This window comes from Candidatus Stoquefichus sp. SB1 (genome assembly GCF_001244545.1).
Classification (GTDB): domain Bacteria; phylum Bacillota_I; class Bacilli_A; order Erysipelotrichales; family Coprobacillaceae; genus Stoquefichus.
In genome coordinates, this window is the sequence record NZ_LN852696.1 from 749,236 (window position 1) to 768,653 (window position 19,418).

At 30.4% G+C, this 19,418-nt stretch carries 20 protein-coding genes; 19 read left to right on the forward strand and 1 reads right to left on the reverse strand.

The genetic code is table 11. The features are described 5' to 3' along the window. Positions 1–70 precede the first annotated feature (70 nt). The 18 genes from BN1865_RS16165 (at position 71) to BN1865_RS16250 (ending at position 17,575) form a co-directional block, all read left to right on the forward strand. Positions 71–1,204: an aminotransferase class I/II-fold pyridoxal phosphate-dependent enzyme gene (locus BN1865_RS16165; protein WP_050638282.1), complete on the forward strand. Its 1,134-nt coding sequence runs from the start codon at positions 71–73 to the stop codon at positions 1,202–1,204. Beyond that, positions 1,204–1,818, forward strand: a complete 615-nt coding sequence (locus BN1865_RS16170; protein ID WP_050638283.1) for a sugar transferase — start codon at positions 1,204–1,206, stop codon at positions 1,816–1,818. Before BN1865_RS16165 ends, BN1865_RS16170 begins: the two co-directional genes overlap by 1 nt. Next, positions 1,766–2,428: an acetyltransferase gene (locus BN1865_RS16175; protein ID WP_232780423.1), complete on the forward strand. Its 663-nt coding sequence runs from the start codon at positions 1,766–1,768 to the stop codon at positions 2,426–2,428. Before BN1865_RS16170 ends, BN1865_RS16175 begins: the two co-directional genes overlap by 53 nt. Further along, on the forward strand, positions 2,425–3,546 hold the full coding sequence (locus tag BN1865_RS16180) for a glycosyltransferase family 4 protein (protein ID WP_050638285.1): 1,122 nt from the start codon (positions 2,425–2,427) through the stop codon (positions 3,544–3,546). Before BN1865_RS16175 ends, BN1865_RS16180 begins: the two co-directional genes overlap by 4 nt. Before the next feature lie 242 nt (positions 3,547–3,788). Beyond that, on the forward strand, positions 3,789–4,517 hold the full coding sequence (locus BN1865_RS16185) for an IspD/TarI family cytidylyltransferase (protein WP_050638286.1): 729 nt from the start codon (positions 3,789–3,791) through the stop codon (positions 4,515–4,517). Positions 4,518–4,519: 2 nt separating this feature from the next. Then, on the forward strand, positions 4,520–5,572 hold the full coding sequence (locus tag BN1865_RS16190) for an NAD-dependent epimerase/dehydratase family protein (protein WP_050638287.1): 1,053 nt from the start codon (positions 4,520–4,522) through the stop codon (positions 5,570–5,572). A gap of 51 nt (positions 5,573–5,623) precedes the next feature. After that, complete coding sequence (locus BN1865_RS16195; RefSeq protein WP_050638288.1) at positions 5,624–6,541, forward strand: LicD family protein; 918 nt, start codon at positions 5,624–5,626, stop codon at positions 6,539–6,541. Further along, positions 6,531–7,676 (forward strand): glycosyltransferase family 4 protein, encoded by a 1,146-nt coding sequence (locus BN1865_RS16200; RefSeq protein ID WP_198527295.1) that lies wholly within the window; start codon positions 6,531–6,533, stop codon positions 7,674–7,676. Before BN1865_RS16195 ends, BN1865_RS16200 begins: the two co-directional genes overlap by 11 nt. Beyond that, positions 7,676–8,800, forward strand: a complete 1,125-nt coding sequence (locus BN1865_RS16205) for an EpsG family protein (RefSeq protein WP_050638290.1) — start codon at positions 7,676–7,678, stop codon at positions 8,798–8,800. Before BN1865_RS16200 ends, BN1865_RS16205 begins: the two co-directional genes overlap by 1 nt. Positions 8,801–8,815: 15 nt before the next feature. Continuing rightward, complete coding sequence (locus BN1865_RS16210) at positions 8,816–9,982, forward strand: nucleotide sugar dehydrogenase (RefSeq protein WP_050638291.1); 1,167 nt, start codon at positions 8,816–8,818, stop codon at positions 9,980–9,982. 94 nt (positions 9,983–10,076) lie between these two features. Beyond that, a complete protein-coding gene (locus tag BN1865_RS16215; RefSeq protein WP_255351778.1) occupies positions 10,077–11,456 on the forward strand; it encodes a flippase in 1,380 nt (459 codons plus the stop codon). 206 nt (positions 11,457–11,662) lie between these two features. Then, on the forward strand, positions 11,663–12,556 hold the full coding sequence (locus BN1865_RS16220) for a hypothetical protein (RefSeq protein ID WP_050638293.1): 894 nt from the start codon (positions 11,663–11,665) through the stop codon (positions 12,554–12,556). Positions 12,557–12,675: 119 nt separating this feature from the next. Further along, positions 12,676–13,386: a stage II sporulation protein P gene (spoIIP, locus tag BN1865_RS16225; RefSeq protein ID WP_050638294.1), complete on the forward strand. Its 711-nt coding sequence runs from the start codon at positions 12,676–12,678 to the stop codon at positions 13,384–13,386. Further along, positions 13,383–13,685, forward strand: coding sequence for a hypothetical protein (locus BN1865_RS16230; RefSeq protein WP_050638295.1), 303 nt, complete (start codon positions 13,383–13,385; stop codon positions 13,683–13,685). Before spoIIP ends, BN1865_RS16230 begins: the two co-directional genes overlap by 4 nt. 199 nt (positions 13,686–13,884) lie before the next feature. Then, the gene (gene fmt, locus BN1865_RS16235) at positions 13,885–14,838 is read left to right on the forward strand and encodes a methionyl-tRNA formyltransferase (protein ID WP_050638296.1); all 954 of its coding nucleotides are present in this window, start codon (positions 13,885–13,887) and stop codon (positions 14,836–14,838) included. Between the two features lie 67 nt (positions 14,839–14,905). Beyond that, on the forward strand, positions 14,906–16,207 hold the full coding sequence (locus BN1865_RS16240) for a pyrimidine-nucleoside phosphorylase (protein ID WP_050638297.1): 1,302 nt from the start codon (positions 14,906–14,908) through the stop codon (positions 16,205–16,207). A gap of 101 nt (positions 16,208–16,308) precedes the next feature. After that, a complete protein-coding gene (locus BN1865_RS16245) occupies positions 16,309–17,154 on the forward strand; it encodes a Cof-type HAD-IIB family hydrolase (RefSeq protein WP_050638298.1) in 846 nt (281 codons plus the stop codon). A gap of 121 nt (positions 17,155–17,275) precedes the next feature. Beyond that, positions 17,276–17,575 carry a PTS sugar transporter subunit IIB gene (locus BN1865_RS16250; protein WP_050638299.1) on the forward strand — a complete coding sequence of 100 codons (300 nt, stop codon included), beginning with the start codon at positions 17,276–17,278 and terminating at the stop codon, positions 17,573–17,575. A gap of 12 nt (positions 17,576–17,587) precedes the next feature. Here BN1865_RS16250 and BN1865_RS16255 read toward each other — a convergent pair whose 3' ends face one another. After that, complete coding sequence (locus BN1865_RS16255; RefSeq protein WP_050638300.1) at positions 17,588–18,424, reverse strand: MurR/RpiR family transcriptional regulator; 837 nt, start codon at positions 18,422–18,424, stop codon at positions 17,588–17,590. Positions 18,425–18,558: 134 nt separating this feature from the next. On the opposite strand from BN1865_RS16255, the gene BN1865_RS16260 reads away from it, so the two are divergent. Further along, entirely contained in the window at positions 18,559–19,386 is an 828-nt protein-coding gene (locus BN1865_RS16260; protein WP_050638301.1) for a Cof-type HAD-IIB family hydrolase, read from the forward strand. Positions 19,387–19,418 lie beyond the last annotated feature (32 nt).

The window sequence follows — 19,418 nt, forward strand, 5'->3', positions numbered from 1 at the left end:
GAATATAGTTTCCTTTACTTGGGGTAGGGGAAACTATATTCTTTTTTTGTGTTTGAAGGGAGGAAATACAATGTCACATATCTTTTTGGCTTCACCACATATGAGTGATGAAGGCTATGAAAAAGAATTTATTCAGGAAGCATTTGATACCAACTGGATTGCTCCTTTAGGTAAGAATGTCAATGAGTTTGAAAAAGAAATGGTTGAGAAGCTTCATGCTAAAGCGGCAGTCGCCTTGTCCTGTGGAACAGCTGCTATTCATATGGCTTTAAAAAGTATAGGGATTAAACAGGATGATATCGTTTTTTGTCAGAGTCTGACTTTCAGTGCTTCGGCTAATCCTATCACCTATGAAAAGGCAATTCCAGTATTCATTGATAGTGATGAATCTTGGAATATGTCTCCAAGAGCATTAAGAAAGGCTTTTGAGAAATATAGGAATCATCTGCCTAAGGCAGTCATTGTTGTTCATCTTTATGGATTAGCAGCAAAGATAGAAGAAATCAGAGACATATGCAATGAATACAATGTTCCTCTTATTGAGGATGCAGCAGAATCATTAGGAACAACAGTCAATGGGAAGTATACAGGTACATTTGGAGATTATGGAATTATTTCCTTCAATGGAAATAAGATCATTACATCATCAGGTGGAGGTATGCTTCTTTTTAATACAGAGGATGGCAGTGAGAAAGCAGAAAAGGTATTGTTCTGGTCAACACAGGCAAGAGAGAAAGCCAGACATTATGAACATAAGGAGATAGGCTATAACTATCGCATGAGCAATATTGTCGCAGGAATAGGCAGAGGACAGCTGAAAGTACTGGATAAACGTATAGGCAAGAAAAGAGAAATCTATGAATACTATCAGAAGGAACTGTCAGAACTACAAGGTTTAACCCTGATGCCAAGAGATTTATATCAGTCCTATTGTAACTGCTGGCTGACAACAATCCAGCTGGATGAGAGAAGTCCAGTCAGGCCTTTAGATATCATGATAGCGTTAGAGGAGAATGATATAGAATCAAGACCGGTATGGAAGCCAATGCATATGCAGCCAGTTTTTAGTGAATGTGATTATATTGATGACAGTCAGACATCACAGTCACTGTTTGAAAAAGGAGTATGTCTGCCAAGTGATACAAAGATGAATGAAGAAGACCTGCAGAGAATCTGCAAGATTATAAAGGGAATGTGGAAGTGATGTATCGAAAGTATATCAAGAGGATCCTTGATTTCATATTATCATTAGCAGCAATCATCATACTGATTCCAGTACTACTGATAGTTGCCATTCTGGTCAGAACAAAACTGGGGACACCTGTTATCTTTAAGCAAGAAAGGCCAGGGCTGAATGAAAGGATATTTACATTATATAAGTTCAGGACAATGACAGATGAAAGAGATGAGGAAGGAAATCTACTTCCAGATGAAATACGTCTAACAAAGTTTGGGAAGCTGCTGAGATCAACAAGTCTAGATGAGCTGCCTGAACTTTTTAATATACTTAAAGGTGATATGTCAATAGTAGGACCTAGACCTTTACTGGTTAGATATCTACCCTTATACAACGAACATCAGAAACATCGCCATGATGTGAGACCAGGCTTTACAGGCTATGCACAGGTCAATGGCAGAAACAGTATTACATGGGAGGATAAGTTTGATCTGGATGTAGAGTATACACAAAGAGTATCACTGCTGATGGATATAGTAATCATCCTGAGAACGATAAAGGTCGTTCTATTGAGAGAAGGGATTTCCAGTGAGACATCATCAACCATGGAAGAATTCAGAGGGACATACTATGAAGGATAGAATCATGATTATAGGAGCAGGTGGCCATGGCAAGGTAGTTGCAGATATAGCCAAACAGAATGGATATAAAGAAATACTATTTCTGGATGATGATATTTCCAGAAAGACAAATGGGAGATATCAGGTAGTAGGAACAGGCAATGATATTGACAGATATAAAGAGAAATATGATTTTTTTGTTGCAGTAGGCGACAATGACACCAGAGAGAAAATAACAGTGAAGCTATCAGAAATGAACATTGAACAGCCAATCCTTATACATCCATCAGCAACGGTAGATGAAACAGTGAAGATAGGAGAAGGAGTGGTTATCATGGCAAATGCAGTCATCAATGCAGATTCAAAGATAGGCAGAGGATGCATTATTAATACTTCAGCTACTGTTGATCATGACTGCATTATTGATGATTATGTTCATATAAGTCCAGGAGCGCATATTGCAGGAGGCGTTCAAATTGGTAAAAAGGCATGGATAGGAGTAGGCAGTACAATTATCAATAATGTGAGTATCTGTGAAAAATGCATAGTAGGTGCAGGAAGTGTAGTGATAAAGGATATAGCAGAATATGGAACGTATGTAGGTTCACCAATAAGGAAGGTCATAAGATGAAGAAAATGTTAATGATAGCATCTGTTCCATCCATGATTGGCCAGTTCAACATGAATAACATTCAGATATTAATGAATTTAGGATTTGAAGTAGAAGTGGCATGTGACTGGGGTGACAGAAGTGTATGGACAGATGAAAAGGTAAATGATTTAAAGGAAAAACTGAATGCTTTAGATGTAATATATCATCAGATAGATTATTCAAGGTCACCATTCAGTATAGGCTGCCATATAAAATCCTATAAACAAACATTAAAACTGCTGAGAGAAAACAGTTATGAATTTGTTCATTGTCATACACCCATAGCAAGTGTAATAGCAAGACTAGCATGTAAAAAGACAAATACAAAAAGCATATATACAGCACATGGCTTTCATTTTTACAAAGGGGCACCAATAAAGAACTGGGTAATCTTTTATCCAATAGAGAAATGGCTATCAAAATATACAGATGTTTTAATAACAATTAACAAAGAGGATTACAATCGAGCAAAAGAAAAATTTAAGATGAAACAATTAGAATATGTACCAGGAGTGGGAATAGATATTTCAAAGTTTCAAATAAAAAATTTCAATAGAGATGAATATAGAAGTAGATTGGGGCTAAAATCTGATGATTTTGTAATATTATCTGTAGGAGAACTTAATAAAAATAAAAATCATGAAATAGTCATTAATGCAATAGCAAAACTAGGATATTCAAATATTAAATATTTAATAGCAGGACAAGGAGATTTAGATCGATATCTGATAGAATTGGCAAATCATTTGGGTATAGGAGATAAAGTAAATATATTAGGTTTTCGAAAAGATATACCAGAACTTTTAAACAGCAGTGATTTGTATATATTACCATCATTAAGAGAGGGATTAAATGTGTCATTATTGGAAGCAATGGCTTCTGGGTTACCTTGCATTGGGAGTAAGATAAGAGGAAATGTTGATTTAAAAAATCTATATTTATTTAAAGTGAATGATGAAGAGGATTTAGTGTCAAAAATCAATAGTGTCTATCAGAGAAGAAAAAGAATATCTAATAACAGTGAACTTGAAAAATTTTCTGATAAAACCATAAATAATCAATTATCTAGAATATATGAAAAGTTAATTATTAAATAACTATTAAGGATAATTGAAAATAATTAATAAAGAGAAAAGTGAACAATGACTGTAAGAGCCAAGATAACATAATGTATAAAATGGATTTTAGAAGTAAAGGGTTTAGTGATGTAGAGAATATGGTTTATAAAATATCTGTTTGAATTAGGATATCAGATATTTTTATTGATTAGTTAATGAAAAATTGAAGATGAATTATTTGATAGAACGTTATAGAGAAAGAATACAGAAGAGGTGATAAGATGAATATAGCATTAATTTTTGCGGGTGGAACTGGTAAGAGAATGCATACGAAAGGGAAACCAAAACAGTTTTTAGAATTAAATGGAAAACCTATTTTAATTCATACAGTTGAAATATTTGAAACACATGATCAAATTGATTGGATCTATATAGTATGCATTAGTGAGTGGATAGAATATTTAAGTGAATTGATAAAAAGATATCAATTAAAAAAGGTAAAACTTATTATTCCTGGTGGAACTACAGGACAAGAGTCAATAAGAAAAGGTATATATGCAATAAAAGATAATGAGAATATAGATTTAAAAGAAATAACAGTATTAATTCATGACGGTGTAAGACCTTTGATAGATCATGAAACAATCACAAAGAATATAGAGTCTGTTGAGAAATATGGGAGTGCAATTACTGTTGCTCCTGCAAATGAAACTATTATAGAAACAAATGAATTAAATTATATTGAAAATGTTTTAGATAGAGATATTTGTCGAGTTGCTAGAGCACCTCAGAGCTTTAAATTTAATGATATTTATGAGGTTCATAAAAAAGCTTTGCAAGAAGGTAAAGATACAATGATTGATTCAGCAATGTTAATGAAATACTATGGATTTAATTTACATTGTATTAATGGACCTATAGAGAATATAAAAATAACCACACCTTCTGATTTTTATATTTTCAGAGCAATACTTGAATCACGTGAAAATTCTCAAATATGGGGGTTATAATAATGAATTTAAATGAAAAAATTCTATATAATGATTTTGATACAATTACAATCAATTCTCATTTGAATCTAGAATGCTTAGATAATTCATCAATATTAATTACAGGTGCAACAGGATTGATAGGTTCATTGCTTGTCAAATATTTACTTTATTATAATTACAAAAATGATAAAAACATAAAAATAATTACTTTAGTAAGAGATATAAAAAAAGCAACAGAAATGTTTGAGAGATATCTCAATAATAAATGTTTAACCATCTTACAGAATGATATCCAAAATACTATAAGCTATAATAAGAAAATAGATTATATAATACATTGTGCAAGCATTACTGATTCAAAAACTATGTATAAATACCCAAAAAAAACGTGGTTGACATCGTTTATAGGCACAAAAAATGTACTTGATTTCGCTGTTTCAAAAAAAGTGAAGTCATTTATTTATATATCATCTATGGAGATGTATGGTCAAATTAGTTCTAGCAGTAAAGTGAAAGAAAATGAAATTGGATATATAGATATATTATCTCCTAGAAGTAGTTATTCTGAAGGTAAAAGAGCTTGCGAAAGTCTTAATATTGCATATATGATCGAAGATAATCTGCCGGTTAAAATTATAAGATTATCTCAAGTGTTTGGGGCAGGTGTAAGTTATAATGACACTAGAATTTATTCTCAATTTGCGAAAAGTATTATAAATCATAAAAATATTGTGCTAAATACTAGTGGCGAGACTGTTGGAAACTATTGTTATACTGTTGATGCAATATTAGGAGTTTTATTTGTGCTTCTTTATGGAGAAAATGGTGAAGCATATAATGTTTGTAATGAAGAAAATTCTATGTTAATTAAAGATATGGCAAGTTTAGTTGTAGAAAATTTTGGTTCTGGAAAGTTAGAAGTCGAAATTCATAATGATAACGAACAGAAAATATATGCACCAATAAATAAGATGTATTTAAGTAGTAAAAAATTGGAGTCTTTAGGATGGTTTCCATCTACAAATTTAAATACTATGTATTTAAGATTGTTTCAATATTGGGGGTATAAATAAAAAATGAATATAAGTATATTTATTTTATTACTAGGAAGGAATAGAGTTTAAATGAATAGTTTAAATTTAAGAGAAATTTATAGTAATCTTTCTGTAAAAGAACTATCTGATAAAGAGAAAAAAGAAATAAAAGAAATTTTGCTTCAAATGTTAGAAGATATAGTCAAATTATGTGAGGATAATAATATTAACTACACTTTAGGTGGAGGAACAGCATTAGGATGTATACGTCATCATGGCTTCATTCCATGGGATGATGATATAGATATAAATGTATATAGAATGGACTATTTGAAACTTCTAAAATTAATAGATGAAACGTTTAGTGATAAATATGAAATTAATGCTCCTAATTATAGTTTGCATCCCAAAAATAGATTTGCTAAAATTTATAGAAAACACACTACTTATATACAAATTAATGACATAAATAACTTAAATCCTAATGGTGTTTTTATAGATATTTTCCCAATAGAGCATGTTCCTAATAATAAGCTTTTATATTTATTACATGGTATTTTAAGTACTTTACTAATGTTTATTGCAAGTTCTGTTTATGGACGTAAATATGAAGTGCAAGACATACGTTTGGTGATCAAGAAAAATAATAAATATTTATATTATTTTCGAAATATTATAGGAGTAGTTTTTTCATTTTTACAACCTGAAAAGTGGTTTTGTATAGTTGATAAAGTAAATAGTTTAATAAAAAAAAGTGATTATTTGAGTTCACCAACAGGAAGAAAACACTATTTTGGTGAAAAAATACTTTATAGCAATTATTTTCCTGCAGTAGATGGGAAATTCGAAAATCTAAAAGTTAAATTACCTAATAATTATGATGTTTATTTAAAAAATTTGTTTGGAGATTATCTAACTATACCTAAAAAAGAAGATAGAGAAAGGCATTTTATCGTTAATTATCAAAATCAAATCAATTTTAAGGAGAACTCTAATGATGGAAAGTAAGATAGCATTTTTTACATTTGAGAGTAGTGTTGTTCCTGGTGTCTCGAAATCATTAATAAATATAATTGATCATCTATCTATTGACTATAAACCGATTGTTATTTTACATAAAAGTGGTGATATTGAAACTGAATTACTAAAACGGAATATTACATATTATATTGTGAAGTCATACACATACACAAAGAAAATAAATGAAAATAAATTTCTTTCTATTTGTAAATATATTTATAAACGAATTTATAATTTTTTTCAATTTAATAAAGTAAAAAAAATCATGAATATTGAAGAAATAAAAATAATTCATCTTAATAAAATTACATGTTCGTTTGGAGCAGAAGTGTCAATAAAATGTAAAATACCTTTCATCACACATATCAGAGAATTTCTAGAAGAGGATCAAAGTAGAGAATTTATAAATAAAAAATACTGTTATAATCTAGTTAAACATTCATATAAGATATTAGCTATTTCAAATTCAATCAAGAATAAATACGAAAGAATTTTAAATACGCCTATTGAAGTAATTTACAATGGAGTAGATGTAAATAATTATATTATTCATAATCATGAACTTTTTAAAAAAAATAAAATAAAAATGCTTATTGTAGGAAGAATCACATCTGAAAAGGGACAATTAGATGCTTTGAAAATCGTAAAGAAAATACTTGAATTAAACTTTCCTGTTAGTTTATGTATTGTTGGAGAAGTACAAGATATATCATATTATAATTCATTATTATATTTTATTGATAAACATGCCTTAAATGATAGTGTGAATATTTTACATCATACAAATAATATAAAAGAAATATATAATACAAATGATATATGTATTGTATGTTCAAAAAAAGAAGCATTTGGTCGAATTGTTATTGAAGCAATGTTAGCTGGTATGGTTATTGTTGCACATAATCAAGGAGCTATGAAAGAGTTAATTAATATTAATGAGAATGGATATCTATACAATAATATTGATGAAGCAACTGAAATTATTAAATATATATATCAAAATAATTCAATTCATAAGCATATGGGAAAAGTTAATGTAAATTATGCAGCACAAAATTTTTCCATCGAAAATACAGTTAATAAAATTGAAAATGTATATTCGCAATTATTGGGTGAAATATAATGGAAAAGTTATTTATTAATTTATTGGAAACAATAGTATTCGATTTTATACTAATTATTCTTTTTTATTATCTAAATAAATTTGTTTTAAAAATCAATCAAAAAAAATTTTTAATTGGATATTACATTTTTATAATAATCATTATATTTCTTACAAGTATCAGATTGAATGTTGGTTCTGATTTTCAAAATTATGTTAATATATCTAATTTTGTTAGATCTTATTTTAATGATAATAAAGAAATTATTTTGTATTATAATATTCAGTTTGGATTTCCTATTTTAAGCAAATTTATGTTTTTTATTTCTGAAAATATGTACTCTTTTTTATGGATAGTATCCATAATTATTTATTGTTTTGAATTTAAGTATATACAAAAGCATTTTAAATCAAGTAATGAAAGATTTATCGCTTATATATCATTTGTGGTATTTGGATTTTTTTCAATATCATTAAATATTTTAAAACAAGCTATGGCAATGTCAATTATGTTATTTGCATATGATGCATTAATTGAGAAAAAATATTCCAAGTTTTTAATTATTACTTGTATAGCTACAATTTTTCATATTTCTGCTTTAGTAGGAGCAGTTTTGTACTTAGTATCTTTAAAAATCAAATTTAATAAAAAGAATCTATATTGTTCTGTTTTAATAGGAATAATATTAAATTTTTCTTATAGATTTCTTATACCTATTATTGTTAACAATATTTCAATTTTAAGTAGATATACTAAATATATGAATGATTTAGAAAATCTTGAGAGAGTATGGAGGCCTTTATCAGTACTTTCTTATGTAGTATTGTTTTTTTTATTGCTTAGATTAATTATGAATGATAAAAAAACTTGCATAAGTAATTATCAAGTTTTATCTTTGTTAATGCTAGGGATACCTATAAGTATAATGTCTATAGATAATTGGGTAATTAATAGAATTGCTTTATATGCTTATCAATTTATTATTATAATATTTCCTATATATGTTAAAAACAACTTTAATAAAAAGAAATTGTTATTAGTAGGAACCGTCTTATTTATATGGTATTGTCAATTTAATATTATTGGAGGCAACAATAATACTCACTCATATGACACATATATAACAAATGAAAAAAATAATTAACTGGAGGAAGTATTAATGAAAATAGCAGTCGCAGGAACAGGTTATGTAGGATTAAGTATCGCTACATTATTGGCACAGCATCATGATGTTGTTGCTTTAGATATTATCAGGGAAAAGGTGGATATGATCAATAATCATATCTCACCTATTCAGGATAAAGAAATTGAAGATTATTTAAAAAATAAAGATTTAACACTAAAAGCAACTCTTGATAAAGATGTTGCTTTTAAAAATGCAAAGTTTATTGTCATCAGTACACCTACTAACTATGATGAATCAAAGAACTACTTTGATACTTCTAGTGTAGAGGAAACCATTGAATCTGTATTAGAGATTAATCCAGAGGCTATCATGATTATCAAGTCAACTATACCTGTTGGATTTACGAAACAGATGAAAGAGAAGTATGGAATAGAGAATCTGATCTTCTCACCTGAATTCCTAAGAGAAGGAAAGGCATTATATGATAATCTCTATCCTTCAAGAATTGTTGTGGGAGAAAAGTCAGAAAGAGCAAGAGAGTTTGCTAATCTACTGGCAGAAGGAGCCATCAAGAAGGATATACCAGTACTGTTTACAGACAGTACAGAAGCAGAAGCAATCAAGCTGTTTGCCAATACATATCTGGCATTAAGAGTCTCATACTTCAATGAACTTGATACCTATGCAGAGATGAAAGGCCTAAATACAAAAGATATCATAGAAGGAGTATGTCTTGATCCAAGAATAGGAAGTCATTACAACAATCCATCATTTGGATATGGAGGATACTGTCTGCCAAAGGATACAAAGCAATTAAAGGCAAACTATCAGGATGTACCAGAGAACCTCATCAGTGCAATAGTGGAAAGCAACAGAACAAGAAAAGATCACATAGCACAGGAAATCATTGATAGAGGGCCTAAGGTAGTAGGAATCTATAGACTGACAATGAAGAGTGGGTCGGATAACTTTAGGGCGAGTGCAATACAGGGCATCATGAAGAGAATCAAGGCAAAGGGAATAGAGGTTGTTGTATATGAGCCAACACTAAAGGAAGAAGAATTCTATAAGAGCAGAGTAATTAAAGATTTAGAGGAATTCAAGAAGATAAGCGATGTGATAGTTGTTAACCGAGTGACAGAAGAGATAAGAGATGTAGAAGATAAAATCTATACAAGGGATTTATTTAAGAGAGATTAAAAAAGTAATAAAATCAATCTATCAGTAAAGACTTGAGATATTTTCAGGGAAGAGAAGGAGGTGATGTGCTATCAGTAGTGTAAAGAAGAATTTTATTTATAATGCAATGTATAATGTCTTGGCTCTCATTATCCCACTGATTACAACTCCCTACATCTCAAGGGTCATGGGTGCAGAGAATATAGGAATATACTCATATGCCTATTCTATTGCTTCCTATTTTGGTCTGTTTATACTTCTGGGGCTGAAAAACTATGGGAATAGAACAATTGCAGGGGTTAGGGATGATAGACAGAAGCTATCTCAGACATTCTGCAGTATATATGCAATGCAGCTGATCATGGGAGTTATTGTGATTCTCATATATACTGCATATATCATTCTGTTTGCTCAGAATAGAATAATGGCACTTGTACTCATGATTTATCTTGTTTCTGTAATGCTGGATATCAACTGGTTCTACTTTGGGCTGGAAGAGTTTAAGCTGACAGTGACAAGAAATACAGTTATCAAGATTGCCAATACAATCTTATTATTTGTCTTTGTCAGATCGGCTGATGATATCTATATCTATGCACTGCTGCTGGTTATGGGTATGATAGTCAGTCAGGTCATCCTGTGGGGACTGCTGAAGAGATACATATTCTTCATAAGACCAAGTCTATCTGACATAGTGAAGCATATTAAACCCAATCTTGTCTTGTTTATACCAGTTATCGCCATCAGCATCTATAATACAATGGATAAGATCATGCTTGGAATGATGAGCAGCATGACAGAGGTAGGATATTATGAAAGCTCGTTTAAATTAACAACCATACCAGTGATGGCAGTAACCTCACTTGGAACGGTCATGCTTCCAAGGATGAGCAATCTGATAGCCAATGGGAATCATGCAGAGGCTAAAAGATATATACAGAAGTCACTGATTGTCTCTCTGTTTCTATCAGCCCCTATGGCGCTGGGATTAAGTGCAGTTGTCAATGAATTTGTACCTGTATTCTATGGACAGGGGTATGAAGCCTGCAAAGCAATTATTCCAGTGCTGGTTATGTCATCCATATTTGTTGCATGGGCTAATGTGATTAGAACACAGTACCTGATTCCAAATAAGCAGGATAGGATATATATTATATCAGTATTTTTGGGAGCTATTGTCAATGTAGTTATTAATTATCTGTTGATACCTAGATATCAGGCATTCGGGGCAGGAATAGGAACATTGGCTGCAGAAATGACAGTCTGTCTGTATCAGACATTCATGGTAAGAAAGAGTATAAAGGTAACAAAATATTTCATACAGTCTCTGTCGTTTGTTGTATTTGCAGCTGTCATGTATTTCATACTGATGTTGATACCAGATATGTATAGCCCTTTAATGATGCTATGTGCAAAAGTAGTCATTGGAGGAGTTGTGTATATGTCATTATCCTACATATACTACAAAGCAATTCTGATAAGAGTTTTTAAATGATAGAATCTATTCTAAAACTTTTATTATCCATTAATGGATAATAAATATAAGAATTATCAAAAATGATACTCAAGTACCTTTCGAGGTACTTTTTCTTCATGTTTGACAATTGCTTTATGCAATTATATAATAAAGTTGTAAAATGTTTCCATTATAAAAAGAAATTCCTCCTTTTTTTGCGTATATATATAATAGGAGGGTAAATAATGGAAGCAGATAAATTAGCACTTGATTATAAGGAAGACCTGTTTTTTAAGTACTACTGTGGCAGTGAGCATCTGGATGCCTTTAGATTCAGAAAGTTCCTGATAGAGAATATCACTCATCTGGATATGACGGATGCAAGAATCAGCAATACCGAACTGACAACTCTGTCCAAGACTGACAAGAGAATCATCATGGATACCTTAATCACAAAGGATGGCTATCAGGTAGATATGGAGATGCAGAATACAATATTGAATTCCTTTCTCAGCAAAAGGTTTCAGTACTATGCATGTAAGAGCATTGTGATACAGCTGGCAGATGGAGAAAAAGACTATGGTAAGCTTAAGGAGTTCTATCTGATTATCTTTATCAATGAAGATAATGTTCATCTCATCAATCATGGAACCCTGAGATATGAGGATGGAAAGCAGATGAGAGACTGTGTGATACATATCTACTATGTGAATCTCAAAGCGATAAACAAAATAGCAGGACAAAGGAAACTAAGCGAGTTTGAGGCAGTGATCTATCTTATGGCAAACAATACAGTAGAAAACATTGAATATGAAGAAAAGGAAGGGATGGTCCAATATATGGAAAGAAGCTATGAAATGTTTAAAGCAGATGGAGCGTTAATTAGAGAGTTGCTGGAGGAAAGAGAAAAAGAGTTCTTTCATGCGATGGAACTTAATGAAACAAGACAAGAAGGTGAAGAAAAAGGGAAAAGATATGGCATGGTTAATTTATTAAGTCGAATGATCATGAAGAAATATCATAAAGATGCAACAGATTATCTAAAGCAATGTAATGAAGATGAATTAGAAAGAATAAGTGATTTAATGAATGATAATGTACCTTATGAAAAATTGGTTGAACAGTATATAAAAGAATAAAGTGAAAGACTATAGACTTCAAAAAAGCATAATGAAGTGTATAGTCTTTTTTGATTTAAAGTACTAAATCTAACCTTTTTTGCATATGTTAAGTTGTATAGTTATAGGAGGAAGAGATAGTGAATAATAATGCTAAGATTGTTATGAAAGTGATTATAGTGATCGTGATATTGTTGAATCTTCCTTTTCAAAAGGTTTATAGCGAGAATATTGAAAATGTTGTCTCATCACTTACAACAACGGATGTTAAGAAACAGTCTAATGGAAAATCAATTTATATCTATAACACACATCAAGGAGAAAAATATGCAACAAATTCAGTTAAAGAAGGGAGTCGATATTTAATGCAATTATTACAAAATAGAGGATATCAAGTTGATTATGAAACAACTGATTTTGAACTATATAAAACAAAAAATCATATTAATTATGCTTATTCTTATACTGTTTCTAAAAAATATTTAAACAATGCCTTAAAGGAACATGGAAATTATGATCTTGTTATTGATTTTCATCGTGATTCAGTCAAAAAATCTTTAACAACCATTACCGTAGACAATAAAGATTATGCGAAATTAATGTTTGTTGTGGGAAAAGGAAGCGATAATTATCCATCTGTCAATAAATGCTGTGAAAAAATGTCAAGTATGCTTAATGAGAAAATACCTAAAATATCACGAGGTGTCATGTTAAAACAAAGTCATTATAATCAAGGTGTCACAAAAAATATGGTCTTGATTGAAGTTGGAGCCAATGAAAACACATATGAAGAGATTCAAAATTCTTTAAATATATTAGCTTTAGTTATAGATGAGTATTTAAGTGCATGAAACAATTTATGACAGATTTATGTTTGGTCTTATTAGTCATATGTGTTTTAGCTTTATTTTTTGATGATAACAAAGTATCACAAACAATGTTTCAAAGATCAATTGATAATTTTGAAGAAACATTATCATCAGGAGAAGTTGCCCAAAATCAATATGTCACAATTCAGGATTCATCAGATAATCAAGTATCTTCTTTATTAAAAACAATCAGCCAAGGATGTATTCATATTATTGAATTCATAGCAACTATTTTTTCTAATTTTGTAAGTTTGATTCTAACTGATATTTTTTATTTATAAAATGTTAATGAGAATTCACATACATTAACATTTTTTTGCTTATCAGTGAAAACATACTATAAAAATAAAAAAATTCATATATTGTTTTTCATTATAATGGTAATACTCATGAAATAGGCGGAATCAATGAAAAGACTTGTCATCAATCTTGTTTTAACGTAAAATGAGGAAGAAGATAAGAAGAAAGTGAGTGGTATAAATGAGTCAAGAAAGAATTGTTTTTATGGGAACAGCTTCTTTTTCATTAGCAGTTTTAAAAATGTTATTGAAAGAAAAATATAATGTTGTAGGTGTTGTTACACAACCTGATCGTTATGTTGGAAGAAAAAAAGTTTTAACGATGCCAGATGTCAAGATAGAAGCATTAAAATATGATATTCCCATTATTCAGCCTCATAAAATTAAAGAAGATTATCAAGCGGTTTTAGATTTAAAACCTGATTTGATTATTACAGCGGCCTATGGTCAAATCATTCCTCAAATCATTTTAGATGCACCAAAACTTGGCTGTATCAACGTTCATGCGTCATTATTACCATTATATCGAGGGGGAGCTCCTGTTCATCAATGTATTATTGATGGACAAGAAAAGACGGGTGTGACAATTATGTATATGGTCAAAAAAATGGATGCAGGGCATATTATTAGCCAAAAGGAAACAGCTATTTTAGATGATGATACAGTTGGTATTTTATATGATCGTTTAAGTGAGGTTGGAGCTTTACTGTTAAAAGAAACATTACCATCTATAATAGAAGGAACAAATAAAAGTTATCCTCAAGATGAAAGTCTGGTGACATATGCTCCTACCTTATCAAGAGAGGATGAACGGATTGATTGGAATTTAACTGCTAAACAAATTTATAATAAAGTCAGAGGCACAAATCCCTGGCCAGGTAGTTATACGACATATCTTGGAAAAGTTGTTAAAGTTTGGGCAGGAAAAATTCATCAATGTGACAATGCAATCAAACATCATGCTCATCAGGATAATGGAACAATTGTTAAAGTTTTTAAAGATGCTATTGGGGTCAAGGTTGATGATGGTGTTTATCTGATTACTGAATTCCAATTAGAAGGAAAAAAGAAAATGGCTGTCAAAGATTATTTAAATGGTCATAATATTTTTGAAGTGAATACAAAGTTTGAATAAGATAGTTATTTTCACATGACTATCTTTTCTTTTCATTGTATAATAAGAGTTACGAGGAGTGATAAAAATGCGAATGGTTGATTTGATTCAAAAAACAAGAGATGGCATAGAATTAACTGATGAAGAAATTCATTTTATCATTGATGGCTATGTGAAAGAAGACATTCCCGATTATCAAATGAGTGCATGGATGATGGCTATCTGTTTTCAGGGATTAAGTAAGAAAGAAACAGCAACTCTTACAAAAGAAATGATGCATAGTGGTGATGTCATTGATTTGAGTGCCATTCAAGGTATTAAAGTAGATAAACATAGTACTGGTGGTGTTGGCGATAAAACATCATTAGTGTTAGGACCAATTGTCGCAGCTTGTGGTGTTCCAGTTGCCAAAATGAGTGGGCGAGGATTAGGGCATACGGGAGGAACTTTAGATAAATTAGAGTCCATTCCTGGGCTGCATATCATGATAGATGAAGATGATTTTGTCAAACAAGTGAATGACTGTCATTTGGCGATTATTGGGCAAAGTGCTCATTTAGATCCAGCAGATAAAAAAATGTATGCATTACGTGATGTTACAGCAACGGTTTCTTGTATTCCTTTAATAGCATCTTCCATTATGTCTAAGAAGCTAGCAGCTGGCAGTGATGCAATATTATTAGATGTCAAATATGGTGATGGGGCCTTTATGAAAACGATTGAAGATGCAAAAATTTTAGCCCGTACCATGATTGAAATTGGCGATTCATTAGGTAAAGATACACGTGCAACGATATCTAATATGTCTCAACCTTTAGGAAATGCGATTGGTAATAGTTTAGAGGTAAGAGAAGCCATTGATACCTTAAATGGGCATGGGCCACATGATTTACTAGAACTCTGTTTACAAGCTGGTAGTCATATGCTGATTCAAGCGAAAAAAACTGATTCTTTAATCACGGCTAGAAAAATGTTAGAAGATACAATTCATAGTAAATCAGCTTTACGAGCATTATGTGCCATGGTGAAAGCTCAAGGTGGTGATGATGAATATATTCGTCATCCTGAAATGTTCGAAAAAGCCAAAGAAGTGATTGCTGTTCGTAGTATTAAAGAAGGCTATGTCAAAGAATTAGAAGCTATGGCTTTAGGACTTGTCAGCATGAAACTAGGTGGAGGACGCCAAACAACAGAAGATGAAATTGATCATAGTGTAGGTCTCATTCTTAATAAGAAAATTGGTGATTATGTTAAAAAAGATGAAGTATTGGTTTATGTTCATACCAACACAGGATTATCTTCTGCTTTAAAAGATGAGATATTAAATGCTTATCATTTGACTGATGAATTTGTCGCAAAACCAGAATTAATTGATGAAATCTTATCATAGGAGTCATTGTCTTTAAGACAGTGACTTTTATTTTCATTTTCTGTCGTTTTTCTTTTCATTATTGATAAGATTTTGTATAATAATTCAAGGTGGTGAATTATATGGGGAAGTTTTTATTTTATGATATTGATGGGACATTAATGGGAAAATCAAAACAAATCACTGAAAAAACAAAATGGGCCATTGAACAAGCGCAAAGAAATGGTCATAAAGCTTTTTTATGCACTGGAAGAGCACCAACATCTATTTCAGATGATTTAAAAGAAATTCCTTTTGATGGTATTGTTTGTAGTGCTGGTGGTTTTGTAATTGTGAATAATGAATTTATTTTCGAAAATTTTATGAATCAATATGTTTTATCAGAAGTCATGACATTATTTATTAATAATCATATTCTTTTTACTTTAGAATCAAAGGATGCATTATATCAAACACCAGGTGTTAATGAATTTTTTATGCAAAGACAACAATTAGATTTTAAAAACAATTTAGAGTTAGCTAGATTTTTTGAAATCAGACGTGCTAATGAAAACAGAAAACCAATTAAAGACTTTAATATTTTAAAAACAGGAATTACAAAAGTATGTTTTATTGCACCTGCAAAACAAGACTTTCAACGCTGTGTTCCTTTTTTAGAAGAATTCTTCAATATTGTCATATTTTCAAAAGCAGAAGATGATTTTATCAATGGTGAAATTATTTTAAAACATTGTACAAAAGCAGATGGCATTATTAAAGTTGTCAATCATTTCCATGGACAAATGAAAGATACGATTGGATTTGGTGATAGTATGAATGATTATCAAATGTTAGAAGAAGTCAATATTGGTGTGGTTTATGAAAATGCACCACAACATTTAAAAGATTTAGGTCAATATTATTTTACTGATCCTGATCAGGATGGAATTTATAAAGTCATGAAAGAAATGCAACTTATTAGCGATTGAAAATAATTTTTCAATCGTTTTTTATTTTCTATTCATATTTTGAAAAAGCTTTTTCAAATTCTTTAAACGCCCTTTCTTACTCATAAATACATGTTAAGATAGTCATGAAAGGAAGGTTTATATGAAAATATTACTTGTATGTAACGCTGGAATGTCAACCAGTATGCTTGTTTCACGTATGCAAAAAGCAGCTGAGAAAGAAAAATTGGAAGTTGAAATTAATGCAGTTCCTATTATGCAGGCTGAAAATATGTTGTCAGAATGGGATATTGTGATGCTTGGACCTCAAGTCCGACATCAGTTAAGCTATTTACAAAAGAAAGCCGATCATCAGACACCAATCTGTGTGATTGATATGCGTGATTATGGAATGATGAATGGTGAAAAAGTTTTAGCTGCTGCGTTAAAGGCCATTGGATAATCCAATGACCTTTTAATCAATATAGTTTTTTAATCGGTAAGATAGGAATTTATCATAATCACGATTAAAATAACACGCATATATACAATCTAATAAATATTGCAAAGAAGCTCTTGAAGAAAATGAAGCAATTTTCTCCTCTGAATCTTCATAAGAACAAAAATATAAATGATAATCAGCATATTGAGAGAGTTGATTTTCATGAGTTGAAGAAATGAGAATAACTTTTGCAGGAGTGGATTTTAAATCATACATGACATCCATTAGCCAAGGAGAACGATTGGCATAAGAAATAATCAATGCGACATCTCCTTGTTGACATGATGTAGCAGCCCAATGCTGATAGTATGACTGATTGTATAATTCAACACGTTGACCAATTTCCATCATATTTTGCTGAAAACTTTCAGCCATAAAGATGTTACCAACAGTGGGAAAAAGTAAAATATGTTGTGCCTGATAAAGCAGCTGAACAACTTTTAAAAATACATCTAAATCAATTAAATTAAAAGTCGATGTAAGTGTTTGTTCATAAAGTGATAACATCTGACTCATGATTTGATGATGTGTTGCATCTTTTTGAAAAGGATAATTATAATCTGTTTCTCTTTTTTCCTTTAAAAAAGCTTCATGTTGACTGGAAATAAACATTTTGAGTTGAGCTAATCCTGATAATTCAAGTTTTTCAATCACACGATATATGGTTGAAACAGAGACAAAACTTTTTTTAGCAAGTTGTTTAACATTACAGTCCATAACTTCTTGAGGATAATTGATGATGAAATTCACAAAAGTTTGTTCAGTTTCTGTAAAATCTGTAATTTGATTCATTTTTGTATATATATTCATAATGACACATCCTTACTTTTTCATTATAACAATCTTTTTCACTTTCTGATATAGAAAAAAATATCTTAATGAGAAAAATATCCATATGATGTTAAAAAGAAAGTTATAATAAATATAAATAAGGGAGGAAGATTATGAAGTATCGTTTAATTGCATGTGATTTAGATGAAACACTGTTAAATAGTGATCATCATGTTTGTCAAAGAAATGTTGAATTGATTCAAAAAGCTAAACAGCAAGGAGTAAAGTTTGTACCTGCAACAGGTAGATTATATCATTCTGTACAATCTACTTTAAAAGAGTTAGGTTTATATGACTTAGAAAATGAATATGTTTTATCAGCTAATGGTGCTGTTTTAACTGAAAATAAAAATAATCGTATTTTACAGTTTAAAGGTTTAACTTTTGATAAAACAAAAGAGATTTTTGAATTTGGTAAAAATAAAGATGTATGTATTGCTATTTATACATTACAGAATATTTATGTTTATCATTTAAATGAAAATGAAAAACAAAGAATGATGAATCAGGGAATTGATTATCAACTCATTGATGATCAGTCATTTGAAGATATTCAAAATGATGATATTGTAAAAGTTCTTTTTGAAACATTGGATATGGCTTATTTACAATCATTAGAACCAATGATGAAAGATATTATTGAAGGTGAAGTTGCTTTGAGTTATTCATCAGGAAGATATATGGAATTAAATCTATTAGGTGTTGATAAAGGACAGGGGTTAAGAGATTTGGCTCAATTATTAGATATTCCCCTTGTTCAAACGATAGCTGTAGGGGATAATTATAATGATCAGGATATGTTAGAAGCAGCAGGATTATCTGTAGCTGCTGGTAATGCTGTAGATGAAATAAAGAAAATTTGTGATTATACAACACAAGCTGATTGTAATAGTGGAGTTGTGGCTGAATTGATTGAAAAATTTATTTTATCTAAGGAATGAGTGTTGTAAAAAGAATTTTTGATTGATTTATG